The 13,774-nt window shown below is 70.0% G+C and carries 17 protein-coding genes and 1 tRNA gene; 11 read left to right on the top strand and 7 right to left on the bottom strand.

Annotated features, from left to right (window positions below):
- Nucleotides 1-9 precede the first annotated feature (9 nt).
- Both AB0B91_RS11285 and AB0B91_RS11280 read left to right on the top strand, forming a co-directional pair.
- Nucleotides 10-987 (top strand): endonuclease/exonuclease/phosphatase family protein, encoded by a 978-nt coding sequence (locus AB0B91_RS11285; protein ID WP_358318154.1) that lies wholly within the window; start codon nt 10-12, stop codon nt 985-987.
- Between the two features lie 49 nt (nt 988-1,036).
- Nucleotides 1,037-1,357 (top strand): co-chaperone GroES, encoded by a 321-nt coding sequence (locus AB0B91_RS11280; protein ID WP_308168932.1) that lies wholly within the window; start codon nt 1,037-1,039, stop codon nt 1,355-1,357.
- Here the strand turns inward: AB0B91_RS11280 and AB0B91_RS11275 are convergent.
- Nucleotides 1,354-2,337, bottom strand: a complete 984-nt coding sequence (locus tag AB0B91_RS11275; protein WP_358318153.1) for a hypothetical protein — start codon at nt 2,335-2,337, stop codon at nt 1,354-1,356. The genes AB0B91_RS11280 and AB0B91_RS11275 overlap by 4 nt on opposite strands.
- Before the next feature lie 54 nt (nt 2,338-2,391).
- Entirely contained in the window at nt 2,392-2,847 is a 456-nt protein-coding gene (locus tag AB0B91_RS11270; protein WP_358318152.1) for a TIGR02611 family protein, read from the bottom strand.
- 162 nt (nt 2,848-3,009) lie between these two features.
- Here AB0B91_RS11270 and AB0B91_RS11265 point away from each other — a divergent pair, with 162 nt between their 5' ends.
- From AB0B91_RS11265 to AB0B91_RS11250, 4 genes are all read left to right on the top strand, one after another.
- Nucleotides 3,010-3,918, top strand: a complete 909-nt coding sequence (locus AB0B91_RS11265) for an aryldialkylphosphatase (protein WP_358318151.1) — start codon at nt 3,010-3,012, stop codon at nt 3,916-3,918.
- 33 nt (nt 3,919-3,951) lie between these two features.
- Nucleotides 3,952-4,341: a PPOX class F420-dependent oxidoreductase gene (locus AB0B91_RS11260; RefSeq protein WP_358318150.1), complete on the top strand. Its 390-nt coding sequence runs from the start codon at nt 3,952-3,954 to the stop codon at nt 4,339-4,341.
- Between the two features lie 48 nt (nt 4,342-4,389).
- The gene (locus AB0B91_RS11255) at nt 4,390-5,919 is read left to right on the top strand and encodes a sensor histidine kinase (RefSeq protein WP_358318149.1); all 1,530 of its coding nucleotides are present in this window, start codon (nt 4,390-4,392) and stop codon (nt 5,917-5,919) included.
- 68 nt (nt 5,920-5,987) lie between these two features.
- Nucleotides 5,988-6,638, top strand: coding sequence for a response regulator transcription factor (locus tag AB0B91_RS11250; protein ID WP_214643784.1), 651 nt, complete (start codon nt 5,988-5,990; stop codon nt 6,636-6,638).
- Here AB0B91_RS11250 and secY read toward each other — a convergent pair whose 3' ends face one another.
- Nucleotides 6,639-7,928: a preprotein translocase subunit SecY gene (secY, locus tag AB0B91_RS11245; RefSeq protein WP_358318148.1), complete on the bottom strand. Its 1,290-nt coding sequence runs from the start codon at nt 7,926-7,928 to the stop codon at nt 6,639-6,641. It abuts the gene before it with no gap.
- A gap of 88 nt (nt 7,929-8,016) precedes the next feature.
- Here secY and AB0B91_RS11240 point away from each other — a divergent pair, with 88 nt between their 5' ends.
- Complete coding sequence (locus AB0B91_RS11240) at nt 8,017-8,601, top strand: AAA family ATPase (protein WP_358318147.1); 585 nt, start codon at nt 8,017-8,019, stop codon at nt 8,599-8,601.
- On the opposite strand, the gene AB0B91_RS11235 is transcribed toward AB0B91_RS11240, so the two are convergent.
- A complete protein-coding gene (locus AB0B91_RS11235; protein WP_358318146.1) occupies nt 8,598-9,377 on the bottom strand; it encodes a putative hydro-lyase in 780 nt (259 codons plus the stop codon). The two genes, AB0B91_RS11240 and AB0B91_RS11235, sit on opposite strands and share 4 nt — an antisense overlap.
- 75 nt (nt 9,378-9,452) lie before the next feature.
- Between AB0B91_RS11235 and AB0B91_RS11230 the strand changes: the two genes are divergently transcribed.
- Together AB0B91_RS11230 and AB0B91_RS11225 are read left to right on the top strand one after the other, a co-directional pair.
- Nucleotides 9,453-11,084: a sodium:solute symporter family protein gene (locus tag AB0B91_RS11230; protein ID WP_358318145.1), complete on the top strand. Its 1,632-nt coding sequence runs from the start codon at nt 9,453-9,455 to the stop codon at nt 11,082-11,084.
- A complete protein-coding gene (locus tag AB0B91_RS11225; RefSeq protein WP_358318144.1) occupies nt 11,081-11,242 on the top strand; it encodes a hypothetical protein in 162 nt (53 codons plus the stop codon). Before AB0B91_RS11230 ends, AB0B91_RS11225 begins: the two co-directional genes overlap by 4 nt.
- A 55-nt stretch (nt 11,243-11,297) precedes the next feature.
- Here AB0B91_RS11225 and AB0B91_RS11220 read toward each other — a convergent pair whose 3' ends face one another.
- Together AB0B91_RS11220 and AB0B91_RS11215 are read right to left on the bottom strand one after the other, a co-directional pair.
- Entirely contained in the window at nt 11,298-11,534 is a 237-nt protein-coding gene (locus tag AB0B91_RS11220; protein WP_358318143.1) for a hypothetical protein, read from the bottom strand.
- Nucleotides 11,534-11,758: a DUF6158 family protein gene (locus AB0B91_RS11215; RefSeq protein ID WP_219533279.1), complete on the bottom strand. Its 225-nt coding sequence runs from the start codon at nt 11,756-11,758 to the stop codon at nt 11,534-11,536. Before AB0B91_RS11215 ends, AB0B91_RS11220 begins: the two co-directional genes overlap by 1 nt.
- A 97-nt stretch (nt 11,759-11,855) precedes the next feature.
- Between AB0B91_RS11215 and AB0B91_RS11210 the strand changes: the two genes are divergently transcribed.
- Complete coding sequence (locus AB0B91_RS11210) at nt 11,856-12,788, top strand: LysR family transcriptional regulator (protein ID WP_358318142.1); 933 nt, start codon at nt 11,856-11,858, stop codon at nt 12,786-12,788.
- Between the two features lie 64 nt (nt 12,789-12,852).
- On the opposite strand, the gene AB0B91_RS11205 is transcribed toward AB0B91_RS11210, so the two are convergent.
- Entirely contained in the window at nt 12,853-13,380 is a 528-nt protein-coding gene (locus tag AB0B91_RS11205; protein ID WP_358318141.1) for a histidine phosphatase family protein, read from the bottom strand.
- Between the two features lie 107 nt (nt 13,381-13,487).
- Here AB0B91_RS11205 and AB0B91_RS11200 point away from each other — a divergent pair.
- Nucleotides 13,488-13,561, top strand: a tRNA-Ile gene (locus AB0B91_RS11200).
- Nucleotides 13,562-13,774 lie beyond the last annotated feature (213 nt).

The following is a 13,774-nucleotide window of genomic DNA, read 5'->3' as shown; positions in this document are numbered from 1 at the left end:
GAGGTGCGTGTGCGAAGCGCTTTGGTGTGGTTGGTGGTGGCTCCGTTCGCGGTATGGGCGGCGCTGCGGTGGAGCCCGTACGACGGGTTGTGGCCATGGGTGCCGATCGTGGCGTACACGCCGTACGCGGCGGCGGCGTCCGTGCTTGGGCTCGTCCTGGCCGGAGCGCTGCGGCGGCGGGTGGCGGGAGCGGTCGCGCTCGTCACCGTGGCGGCGCTGGCGCTGGCCGTACTGCCTCGCTGGTTCTCCGACGCCGACGCCGAGGTCGCCACCGCGACCGGCAGCGGCAGCGGCAGCGGCAGCGGCGAGCCGGTCGCGGGAGGGCGCACGCTGCGGGTGCTGGCGGCCAACCTGATGGTGGGCTCGGGTGACCCGGCAGGGCTGATGGAGCTGGTCACCAGGCTCCGGCCGGACGTGCTGACGCTGCAGGAGCTCACGCCGAAGGCCGCGGCGGCCCTGGAGCAGGCGGGGCTGCGCAAGGTGTTGCCGCAGGCCGTGGTCCGCGCGCTGCCCGGCGTGGGCGGTTCCGGCGTCTACTCGCTCTATCCGCTCACGGCGGGGCCGGCCATCCAGTTCGGCGCGTTCGGGCAGGCCAGAGCGGTGCTCACGGCGCCGGGCGGGACGAAGATCGAGGTGGTGTCCGTGCACCCGTGCGCGCCCCAGTACGTCGGGCCGACGCTCTGCTGGCGGCAGGGGCTGGTCGCCCTGCCGCGCGGCGGCGGGGTCACGCGGGTGCTCGCGGGTGACTTCAACGCCACGCTCGACCACGTACCGATGCGCGACCTGCTGGCCGCCGGCTACCGCGACGCGGCGGACGTCACCGGGCGGGGGCTCACCGCGACGTACTGGCCCAAGGGCGGGCGGGCTCCCGGCGTGGTGATCGACCACGTGCTGGCCTCCGCCGGGATGGGGGTGCGCGCGTTCACGGTCGAGCGGCTGGAGCGCACCGACCACCGGGCCGTCTTCGCCGAGCTCACGCTGCCCTGACGGCCCAGTTGCCGGGCAGCGGGGGCCCGGCTGACCGTAAACTGGGCGCGTGGTAGCACCCAAGTTCGAGATACAGATGCTGAACGACCGGGTGATGATCCGGCTGGAGCAAGAGACCGAGGAGCGGCGCAGCGGCTCCGGGATCGTCATCCCCGCGACGGTCAAGATGGCCAACCGGCTGGCCTGGGGCGAGGTCTGCGGGGTCGGCTCGAACGTGCGCGCGGTCAAGGTGGGCGACAAGGTGCTGCTCAACCCGGAGGACCAGTTCGAGGTGGAGCTGCACTCGCAGGTCTACCTCGTCATGCGCGAGCGCGATCTGCACGCCGTCGCCACCCAGGAGACCGACCACGGCACCGGCCTCTACCTCTAGCCCCGACGGAAGGTAAGCCAGAGGTTCGCCTTCCACGTCTGGGACGGGATGGCGGCCAGCACCCGGGTCACCTTGCCCGTCAGGTCGACCACCGACAACCGGTAGGCGCCCTGATGGGCCATGACCGCGATGACATGGCTCTCGTCCCACCAGCCGAACAGCATCTCCGGACTGACGGCCACCCGGCTCGCGATCTTGCCGGTGGCCGGGTTCACCAGGCAGAGCTGCTCCTTGAAGCGTGACGGGCACCACGTGGTCAGGCGGCTGCCCGACGGCGAATAGGCGTCCTCCGGGCCGGTCGGCAGCCCGACGCCCGCGAACGTGCGTAGCGTCGCGCCGTCACTGACCCGGTAGGTCCGCAGGCCGTCACCGAACCTGGCGACGAGGTCGCCGCCGGGGCTCCACCAGAAGTCCGCTGCCCCGTCGAGCCCGGCGGGACGGACCGTGCGCGCGGTGCCCGTCACCACGTCGACGACGGTGAAGCCGACGGCGCGCCACTTCCCGCCGACCTTCTGCTCGACGGTGAGCGCCACCCGCTTGCTGTCGCGCGACCAGGAGATGTACGAGGCGGCCAGCGGTTTCTTGACCGTGCGCACCCGCTTGCCCTTGCCGCTCGCGCGGTCGGTGAGGAGCAGGGAGTCGTAGCCGGCTCGGTAGGACTTCGGGACGCCGGCGACCGTGGCGGCGTCGGGCGAGACCGCCGCCTCCGACAGGGTCGGCTGCTGGGCGAATGTGTTGCCGGTCCTGGCCCTGAGGTAGGTGCTCTTGGTGCCCAGGCCGTAGGTGCTGAGCCGTACGGGATCACCCGCTTTTTCCAGATATTTCACACTGACGCCGGGGAGGGGCAGTGTGTCCGCCTGGGCGGTGGAGAGCTCGGCGGCCGGGAGCTTCGCGACCGCTGGGAGCTCGGCGGCTGCCGGGGGCTCGGCGATCGGAGCGAGCAGGGTGAGCGACAGGGCGACGGCGATGTGGGCGATCACGCCCGCAGGATAGGCCGCGCACGGCGCCGTTTCCGGCAGCGATAACGACCCGATCTAGATAATGCGCCGAGCCAGTTCGATGAGATCGATTCCCAGCGTCCTGAGCCCGAAATAGACGATCACGGCCGCCGCGGCCACGGTCACGATGAGCACGATGACGCGGATCAGCCAGCCCTGCCGCTTGTACCATTCGGTCCAGTCGTGCAGCACTCGCTTGCCGAACTCCAGCGCCCGGCGCGCCCAGTGGAACTCGGTGGCCAGCACGGCCAGTCCCGCGAACACGATCAGCCAGCCCGGACCGGGGAACGGCACCATGATCAGCCCGCCCGCCACCATGATCGCGCCGATGGTGCCGATGACGATCTTCAGCGTGAGCCGGCCGGCGCGGGTGGACCGGACGCCGTCCAGCCAGCCGTGGATGCCCGAACGGCGCTCGGGCATGCTGGAACGGTCGGCCGACTCGTCCTTGATCGCGTCGGCGTCTCCGGTCTCGGAGTCCTGGATCGGCAACGTACTCCCCCGCACGGTCGATGTGCCCCCAAGGATACGGCCCCAGAACCCGTTATAGGCTCCCATATCAAGCCCACAACCCGCCCTATCCACAAACCACCACAAACGTAAAATTTCGTGCTTCTATCGGCGACTTCGGGCAAAAATCGGTTAACGTCTCCTATGCCCGAGGCCCTGCTTCGTACCGTCACCGGTCCCGTTCTCGCGACCGCCATCGACGGTCCTGTCCTATCCCGTGAGCACCTGCGCACCGACATGCGCTGGGCGGTCGGCATCGACTCCGACCCCTACCGCTGGCTCGACGAGGATCAGACCGTCACCGCCGAGCTCCTCGAGCTGCGCCAATCCGACCAGCTCGGTTTGGTCGTCGACCTCACCTGCCTGGGCATGGGCCGCGACGCCGCCGCCCTGGCCCGGATCGCGGTCGGCAGCCGGGTCCCGGTGATCGCCTCGACCGGCCTGTTCGCCGGACCGTTCACCGGTTCTCCTGACGCGGACGTCGAGACGCTCACGAAACGGCTGATGAGCGAGATCTCCGACGGTCTCGACGGCGTCGGCGTGTTCCCCGGCGTGATCGGCCAGGTCGGCTGCTGCGGCACCGAGCCCACCGCGGCCGAGGAACGCGGCCTGATCGCCGCCGCCCGCGCCGCGCTGGCCTCGCGCCTGCCCGTCGCCACGTACGGGCACAACGGGCTGGCCATGCTGGAGATCCTCCTTGGCGAGGGCCTGCCCGGCGCCCGGGTGAGCATCGGCTACGCGGGCGCCGACCCGGTCATCGCCCGCAAGATCGCCGAGGCCGGCGCGTACGTCAGCCTGGGCTCGCTCGGCTCCGGCCCGGACCAGTCGGCCAGGATCGCGCTCGACCTCATCGAGGATGGCCACGCCGACCGCCTCCTGCTCAGCACCGGCGTGAGCCGGATCGCGCAGGTCAACCGGTACGGCGGGCCCGGCTACGCCCACCTCTTCCACACGCTGCTGCCGCGCCTGCGCGAGTCGGGGGTCGGCGAGGACACGATCGACCTGGTCACCCGCGCCAACCCGCTGCGCTGGCTCACCAGCGGATCAGCTTGACCTGAACCGCGCTTGAGGTAGCACTCTCCTCTCATGACATTCACCCAGGAAGAGCTGGACTACCTCGCCACCCAGCGGCTCGGCCGGCTGGCCACGATCTCGCCCGAGGGGCAGGTACAGAACAGCCCCGTCGGCTTTTTCGTGGACGCCGAAGCAGGCGCGATCACGATCGGCGGCCACAATCTCGGCAAGTCCAAGAAATATCGGAACATCGCGGCGGGCAGCACGGTCGCCTTCGTCGTGGACGAGCTGGCCTCCACCGACCCGTGGGTGGTACGCGGGGTCGAGATCAGGGGAACGGCGCAGGCGCTCGCCGACCAGCAGCCGCCGTTCCCCGGCTTCAGCGCCGAGCTGATCCGGATCACCCCCAACAAGATCATCTCGTGGGGCCTGGGCGGTCCGCCCGCCAACCGGAAGGCCTGAAACTGGCTAGGATTAGGGGCTGAGCCAGCCTGGCCAGGTGGGGGGACGGTGACCGAGCACACGCACAGCGGTGGTGGCCGTCGTAGGCCGTTCAAAGCGCTGTCCCGGATGGCCCGGCTGGGTGACATCCCGGTCGTGGTCATGCTGGCCTGGGCCGGTTGGCTGGCCGTCCCGTGGTCGTTCAGCGGCCTGGCCCAGGCTCGCGCGGCCGCTGCCGCCGCCGCCGCGGAGGCCGAACCGCCACCGGCCGTCTCCTCCGACGCCGTACGGGGCGGCGTGCTCGCGAGCGTCGACGTCTTACGGGGTGGCACGCTCGGGGGTGCGACACCCGCCATGGCCTGGGGCATCCCGGCCCACAGCGTCGCTCCGGCGCCCCGGACGGTCCGTGCCTCCCGTGACGACGCACCGGGTGACGGGGGCCAGGCAGCCGAGCCCGGGTGGGCGCCCTGCGACGACGGCGCCGCCGTTTCCACCGTCTGGCCGCTCCATGACGACGCCCCCACCGCCGTCTGGTCGCTCCGCAAAGACGCCCCCACCGCCATCCAGTCGCTCCACGACGACACCGCCACCGCCGTACAGCCGCTCCACGAGGAGGACGTGGCTGTCGGTCGGCCGTGCCACGGACAAGTCGTGCCACCGACGACTGGCGGGGCACCCTGCGACGGGGCTGGGGTCCGCGCGCTTGACGAGGGCATCTCGGCTCCGGCCATCTCCTGGCTGTACGAGGGAGACGCGACCTCGTCGCCCTACGAGAGAGACGCGACCTCCTGGCCGTACGAAGAAGGCGCGAACCAGGCGAGCGGGTGGGCGGCGGCGGATGTGCTCGCCGTTGAGCGGGCGCGGATCGCCGGGGAGGTGCACGATGCCGCCGGGCACGGGCTGGCGGCCATCGCCATGCAGGCCGGGCTCGCGCTCATCACGCTCGACGACGACCCCGAGCAGGCGCGTGCCTCGCTGCTGGCGATCAAGGAGACCAGCACGACGGCGCTCACCCAGCTACGCGCGGCGCTCGACCGCCTCGACCCGCGCGACAGCACCCACGGCCTTGGCAACGGTGCCCACGATCTGCCGAGCCTGATCGACGGGGTCCGGGCCGCGGGGCTGCCGGTGGACGTGGAGCCCGCCGATGCCGCCGTGCCCGCTCACCTCAGCGCGACCGTGTACGGGGTGGTGCGCGAGTCGCTCACCAACGTGCTGCGCCACGCCGGCCCGACCAGAGCGCTCGTACGGCTGTCCGGCGACCCGGCCGGGCTCGTCCTGGAGATCGCCGACCGTGGCGTCGGCCGGTCGGGTGATGCCGACGGGCGCGGCCGGTCGGATTCGGCCGACGGGCGTGGCTGGTCAGGGACGGCCGAGGGCCGGGGGCTGGCCGGGATGCGGGCCAGGGTGACCGCGGCGGGCGGCCACTTCACCGCGGGCCCGCGGGACGGCGGCGGCTTCCAGGTCCTCGCCACGTTCCCCGAGAGCACCACGCCCCAGCGCGCCGCATCCCAAAGCGCCACACTCCAGGGCGCCGTAGATCACCAGGACGCGTCAGATCGTCTGAACAGCGTCGACTCCCCGGCAGACCTGACGTGACCGGGCCCTACTCCGCTCCTCCACCCCCCGCCGAACCCGACTCGTCGGCCGAACAGGCAGTCAGCCCGGTGATCCGGGTGGCCGTCGCCGATGATCAGGCCGTCGTGCGGATGGGGCTCAGGGCGCTGCTGGAGCGGGAGCCGGGGCTGGAGTGCGTCGGTGAGGCGGCCGACGGCGCGGCGGCGCTCCAGCTCATCCGCCGCACCCGGCCGGACGTGCTGCTGCTCGACATCCGCATGCCCGGCATGGACGGCCTGGCGACGCTGCGGGCCATCGCCGGTGATCGTGAGCTGAGCGGTACCAGGATCGTGGTGGTGACCACGTTCGCGGTGGACGAGTACGTCTTCGCCGCGCTGCAGGCCGGCGCCAGCGGGTTCCTGCTCAAGGACAGTGCCCCGGACGAGCTGGCCGGCGCGGTGCGGGTGGTGGCCGCGGGCGAGGCGCTGCTGTCGCCCGCGATCACCAGGAAGGTCATCGGCCTGTTCGGCCGGCACGGCACCGAGCCGGTCGAGGGTCTTGAGACCCTCACGCCCCGCGAACGCGAACTCGTCGCCTGGGTGGCCACCGGCAGGTCCAACGAGGAGATCGCCAAGGAGCTGGTGATCAGCCCCGACACCGTCCGTACGCACGTCAGCCGGGCCATGGTCAAGCTGCGCGCCCGCGACCGCGCCCAGTTGGTGGTGTTCGCCATGAGAGCGGGGCTGGCCGTACCGACGTGACTATCTGAGGAAGCCCTCGTAGTTGCGCTGCTGGAGCTGTGCCTCGATCTGTTTCACCGTGTCGAGCCCCACCCCCACCATGATCAGGATGCTGGTGCCCCCGAACGGGAAGTTCTGCTGCGTACCCGGATCCCGCAGGATCGCGAAGGCCAGCAGCGGCAGCAGCGCCAGCACCCCCAGGTAGACGGCGCCGGGCGCGGTCAGCCGCGACAGCACGTACGCCAGGTACCGCGAGGTCGGCTTGCCCGGGCGCAAGCCGGGCACGAACCCGCTGTACCGCTTCATGTTGTCCGCCACCTCGACGGGATTGAAGGTGATCGACACGTAGAAGTACGCGAATCCCACGATCAGCAGGAAAAATCCGATCATGTAGAGCGGGTGCGTTCCACCGGTGAGGTTCCGCGACAGCCACCCGCCGACCTCGTCACCCAGCATCGGAGCGAGCAGCGTCGGCAGGTACAGCAGCGACGTGGCGAAGATGACCGGCGCGATGCCCGCCTGGTTGACCTTCAGCGGAATGTAGGTGCTGGTCCCGCCGTACACGCGCCGCCCCACCGCCCGCTTGGCGTACTGCACAGGGATGCGCCGCTGCGCCTGCTCCATGAACACCACGGCCGCCACCAGGAACACCCCGGTCACCAGCATCACCACGAAGGCGAACGGGCTGAGCATGAAGATGGTCGACATGTACGACGGGAAGTAGGCCACGACCTGGGTGAACATCAGGATCGACATCCCGTTCCCGATCCCCCGGTCGGTCACCAGCTCACCCAGCCACATCACCATGCTGGTGCCCGCGACCATGGTGAACACCACCACCGCGACGCCCAGCAGGCTCTCGTCGCGCAGCAGCGGCCGCGCGCACCCCGGCAGCAGCTGCCCGCCGCGCGCCAGCGCGACGACCGTGGTGGCGTTGAGCACCGCCAGCCCCACGGTCAGGTACCGCGTGTACTGGATGATCTTCGCCTGCCCCGACTGCCCCTCCTTCCTGAGCGTTTCGAGTCGCGGCACGACGACGGCCAGCAGCTGCATCACGATGCTGGCGGTGATGTACGGCATGACGCCCAGCGCGAAGACCGACAGCTTCAGCATCGCGCCCCCGCTGAGCAGCTGAACCATGTCGAACAACCCGCCGCGCGCCGTCCCCAGGCACTGCTGGACCGCCACGACGTCCACCCCCGGCGACGGCATGATCTGCCCCAACCGGAACAGCCCGATGACGGCCAGCGTGAACAGCAACTTCTTACGGAGATCCGGCACCCGGAACGCCCTGAACAGCACGGTCAGCATGAGCCGAGTCTGTCGGCGCCCCCGCCGGAGGTCGTCCGCCGAGGAGCGGCACCCGCCTACGCAAATCCGCGTACGCGAGACTGATCACATGAGCACGCTATGGGTCATCAGCGGGCCGCCCGGCGCCGGCAAGTCCACCGTCGCGGCGGAACTGCTCGCCCGCCTCGACCCACCCCCCGCCCTGCTCGACAAGGACACCGTGTACGGCGGCTTCGCCGCCGAGATCCTCCAGGGGTACGGCCGCCACCACGGCGAGCGCGAGGGCCCGTGGTACGACGAGCACATCAAGGTGCACGAGTACGCGGGCCTCACCAGGACGGCCAGGCAGATCCGCGAGCACGGCTGCCCGGTGCTGCTCGACGGCCCGTTCACCACGCAGGTGCACTCGGCGGAGCTGTGGGACAGGTGGGCCGATGAGCTGGGTGGTCCCCCGATCAGGCTGATCTGGGTCCGCTCCGACGGGCCGACCCTGCGCGAGCGCCTGGTGGCCAGGGGGTTCGAGAAGGACGCGGGCAAGCTGGCGGCGTTCGACGCCTACCTGGCGGCGATCCGGGTGTCCGAGCCGCCGGCCGTACCGTACCTGGAGATCGACAACCGGCGTGGCGCGCCGCCGGTCGGCGCGCAGCTCACGGCGGCGGGCCTGCCGCCGCAAACTCGGCCGATATCCACTTAAGGCACTCGATAATCGTCGTCACGCGCGTCGATGATCGCCATGTGACCCGGCAGATGGCCGATGGCGAAGTCGACGCCGCTGGCCATGATCACCGCCTGCGGCGTCACGCCGCACGCCCAGAACAGCGGCACCTCGCCGGGCCGCACCTCCACAGGATCGCCGAAGTCGGGACGGCCGAGGTCGGCGATCCCGATCGCGGCCGGGTCGCCCACGTGCACGGGCCCCCCGTGCACCTGCGGATAGCGGCGGGTGACCTCGATCGCGACGTCCACCAGCGCCGACGGGACCGGCCGCATCGACACGACGAGCGGGCCGGACAGCGTGCCGGACGGCTGGCACGCCACGTTCGTCCGGTACATCGGCACGTTCGTCCCCATGTCCAGGTGCCTGATCGGCACCCCGGCCCGCAGCAGCGCCTGCTCGAAGGTGAAGCTGCAGCCGATGAGGAAAGCCACGAGATCGTCACGCCACTCGGCGACCACGTCGTCGAGGTCGGCGACGGCCTGACCGTCGCGATAGAGGCGGTACCCGGGCAGATCGGTACGCAGATCGCCGGGGAACAGCGCGGTGGACCACGCCCCCGGCTCCCCCACGTCCAGCACCGGGCACGCCTGCGCGTTCCGGTGCGCGAACAGCAGCAGCTCGTACCCCAGCTCCCTGGGCACGGCGATCAGGTTGGCCTGCGTCCACCCGGCGCACCAGCCCGCGGTCGGCACCCGCTCGCCCGCGCGGAAGCGCTCCCGCGCCTGCGCCGGGGTCAGGTCTGCGACATCCACGCTTCGACAGTACGCCGGGAAACCGGGGCCGCAATCTCCGGCATAATCCGATCTATCGGGGTAGTAACGAACGCCGTGCGCCTTGATGTGAACCTCCTCGACTACGCGCTCATCGCGATCTACTTCGCGACCGTGCTCGGCATCGGGTTCGCCGCGAAGCGACGGATCAGTTCGAGCCTCGACTTCTTCCTGGCCGGCCGTGGACTCCCGCCGTGGATCACCGGTCTGGCCTTCGTCTCGGCCAACCTGGGTGCGATCGAGATCCTGGGAATGGCCGCCAACGGCGCCCAGTACGGCGCCATGACCGTGCACTACTACTGGATCGGCGCCGTGCCGGCGATGGTGTTCCTCGGCATCGTGATGATGCCGTTCTACTACCGCTCGAAGGTACGCAGCGTCCCCGAGTTCCTGGGGCGCCGCTTCAACGGCGCCACCCAGCTGCTGAACGCGATCTCCTTCGCCGTGGCCCAGATCCTCATCGCCGGGGTCAACCTCTACGCGCTCGCGCTGGTCATGGAGGCCCTGCTGGGCTGGCCGCTGCCGGTGTCGGTGGTGGTGGCGGCGGTGATCGTGCTGTCGTACATCACGCTCGGCGGGCTGTCGTCGGCGATCTACAACGAGGTCCTGCAGTTCTTCGTCATCCTGGCCGGGCTGATCCCGCTGACCATCCTCGGGCTGAACCAGGTGGGCGGCGTCTCCGGGCTGTTCGACAAGGTACGGCAGAGCGCGCTCGGCGAGGCCGGGCTGCACACCTGGGCCGACACCGCGGGCAAGAACCCGATGGAGGCCCACTGGCTCGGCATCGTGTTCGGCCTGGGCTTCATCCTGTCCTTCGGCTACTGGACCACGAACTTCGCCGAGGTGCAGCGGGCCTTATCCGCAAGGAACACCAACGCCGCCCGGCTCACCCCGATCATCGCGGCCTACCCGAAGCTGTTCATCCCGCTGGTGACCGTGTTGCCAGGGTTGATCGCTCTTGTCCTGTTCAAGGACTTAGGTAAGGGCCAGGCCTACAACAACGCGATCCCGCTGCTCATGGGGAGCCTGCTGCCCAACGGGGTGCTCGGGGTGGCGGTGACCGGGCTGCTGGCCTCGTTCATGGCCGGGATGGCGGCCAACATCAGCGGGTTCAACACGGTGTTCACCAACGACATCTGGCAGGCGCACCTGGCCAAGGACCGCCCGGACGACTACTACCTGCGGGTCGGCAGGATCGCCACCGTCGCGGGCGTCGCGCTGGGCGTCGGCACCGCGTTCATCGCGGCCGGCTACTCCAACATCATGAACTACCTGCAGGCGCTGTTCTCGTTCTTCAACGCGCCGCTGTTCGCGACCTTCATCGTCGGGCTGTTCTGGAAACGGATGACGCCGTGGGCCGGCTTCTGGGGCCTGCTCGCGGGGATCGGGTCCGGGTTCGCCTCGTACATCTCGTACAAGGCCGGGATCCTGGACTTCGGCACCGAGCTGAACGCCAGCTTCTGGGGCGCGGGCGTGGCCTTCGTCGTCGACGTGATCGTCTCGGTGCTGGTCACCCTGGTGACCACGGCCAAGCCCGAGGAGGAACTACGCGGGCTGGTGTACGGCCTCAGCGCGGCCGACCTGTCGGACGACGCCCTGGCCGGTGACAAGAAGTGGTACCGCTCGCCCGTGATCCTCGGGACGGGCGCGATCGTCATAGCCGCCGCGCTGTACGGAGTGATCCTGTGAGTGACATCAGAATGGTGATCGGCGGGCTGTTCCTGATCTACGGGGTGATCCTCATCGTCGCCGGGGTGGTGGGGGCGGCGGTCAACCTGTGGACCGGGCTGGCCATGGCGGTCTTCGGCGGCGCCTTCGTGATCTGGGCCCGCGTCAAGCGCGTCTGACGCCCGGGGGCGGCCGGCCCGATGGCCCGCCGCCCCTGTCCCGGTCGTGAAACTTTCAGTAATCGAGCCCGAACGTATGGGCGCCCAGGCCGAACCCCCCTCCTTTCGGCACCACGTACCCCTGCTCGACCAGCATCGCCAGGCTCCGGCGTACCTCGTCCTCCTCCAGGCCGGTCGCGCGGACGAGCGCCGGAAGCTCCGCGCCGCCGGACTCGACCGCCTGCGAGGCGAGCGCCTCGTACACGTGGATGTCGACGTCGGACAGTGCCTGCACGTCGTGTTCTCCGGCCATCAGCGCCGCCTCGCCCCGTCTCTGAGCCTGCCCGGGTCGACGTCGCGTTCCGGGTAGCGGCGCAGATACTCGGTCTCCAGTTCGTTGGTCCGCGAGGTGTGGCGGGCGAACGCGGCGGCCGAGCCGTGCAGCAGGGCGTCGGTACGTGTCGCGTGCAGTTGCCGCAGCTCACGCAGCAGGTCGTCGTCCTCGAGTTGCGCTGGATCGATTCCCATCGTCGTCATGGCCTACCCCCTACCCCAGAAGACACCCGACAATATCTGTCACATTTCATGACATAAGGGCATTGTCGGAAGGAGATGACCGCCTTACCTTCCCGTTATGGACCTTGAGCTCAGGCACCTCAGGATCGTTCGCGCGGTCGCGGACGCGGGAAGTGTGAGCAAGGCCGCGTCCCTGCTCGGGCTGGCGCAACCGGCCCTCACCGCACAGCTCAAACGCATCGAGAGGGTGCTCGGCGGCACCCTGTTCGAGCGCGACAGGCACGGCGCCCGGCCCACCCGGCTCGGCGAGCTGGTGCTCGCCCGGGCCCGGGTGCTCCTCCCGGCGGCCAAGGAACTGCAGGATGAGGCCGTACGGTTCGCTCACGCCCCCTCCCCCGGCTTCCGCATCGGCGCCACCAACGGGCCGATACTCGGCGGCCTCGTCGACCGGCTCGCCGCGGAACGGACGGTGAGCACGTACACCTCATGGTCGGCCGGCGAGCTCACCTCCATGGCCGAGCTCGGCCGGCTCGACTACGTGCTGACCGGCGCCTGCGGCGACGGCGGCACGCCCATGGGCTCGCTGCGCTGGGAGACGATCAGCTACGACCCGGTCTTCACCCTGGTCGCCGACACCCACCCGCTGGCCGGCGAGAAGGAGCTGGAACTGTCCGAACTCGCCCCGGAAAGCTGGGCCGTCACCCCCGGCGACGGCTGCTTCGCCGACTGCTTCGCCACGGCCTGCGCCCGCGCCGGCTTCACCCCTGGAACGATCTACGAAACCGACGTGGCGACCTGCACGCACCTCGCGCGGGTCGGCCGGGCCGTGGTGCTCTGCCAGGCCACCCACCAGGCCGCCCCCGGCCTGGCCATGATCCCGCTCGCCGGCGCGCCGCTGCGCTGGCGGCAACTCCTCGGCCACCACCCCGCCGCCCCCGACGCCACCTGGGTCATGGAACAGGCCAAACAGACACACGCCGAGGTGGTACGGCGAAGCCCCGTCTACCAGGACTGGCTGGTGCGGAACACCGGATTCGGCACCACTCCCTAGCGCACGGACAGGGCCGGGGAGCGCATCCAACCGCTCCCCTCTCCCGCTTCCCGGTCCCGAGCGGCTAGGCCAGGGTGTACTCCCACCCCGGCTGCCACGCGAACGGAGCATCGACCAGCTCCGCCAACTCCGCCCCCTGGAGCAGGTTCTGCAGCGCCCACCGATTGGCCGAGTGCGAGATGACCAGCACCGAACACCCCTGCCACTTCTCCATCACCTCCTCAAGGAACGCGGCCGTCTCGGCCACCACCTGCCGATAGCTCTGCCCCCCTGGCCACGGCACCTCGACGAACCGCCGCCGCAACCTCGCCACCTCACTGACCGGCCGCCCGTTGTAGATCCCGTAGTCGCACTCCCGCAACCTGGAGTCCAGCCGAATTGTCTGTTCGTCGCCGAACGCCACCTCCGCCGTCTGCACCGCCCGCCGCAGATCAGAGGCGTACACCACATCCACGTCCCGCCGCCGCACCCCCAACTCCACGGCCAACTCCCGCCCGGCCTGGGACAACTCCCCCGGCAACCAGCCGGTGGCGATGCCCGTCTCGTTGTCGACCGTGAGGGAATGCGTCTCGTAGATCAGCCTGACCGCCATGCCACCGACGCTACCGGCCGATCAGTGCCGTTGGCGTACGCGCTGAGTGAACGAGGACGATCTATGCTGGCATGGTGGCTCAGGTGTGGAAGGATGCATGTTTGCAAGGGGCGGTAGCTCAGCCGGTCAGAGCATCGGACTCATAATCCGTGGGTCGTGGGTTCAAGTCCCACCCGCCCTACTTTCTAATGCCGCGTTCGACCTGGGGTTTCTCGGTTTCCACTGCCTCTGACCCCTGGTTGCTCGGTGGTCGCTCGTGCGTACGGATCGTGTATCGCGGTAGGTCGTTCAGGCGGCCTTCGTCAACTCAGACCCCAGTGATGAGCAACAGAAGATCAAGTCAGAAGGTCTGCTCATCATCGTTCGGCTTGGGCCTCCGTGCGACGGCCCGTGC

Origin of the sequence: Nonomuraea sp. NPDC049141 (assembly GCF_040648415.1) — a bacterium.
Taxonomy (GTDB): domain Bacteria; phylum Actinomycetota; class Actinomycetes; order Streptosporangiales; family Streptosporangiaceae; genus Nonomuraea.
Note: the sequence above shows the minus strand (reverse complement) of the source record. Positions and strands in the feature narration are given on the sequence as shown.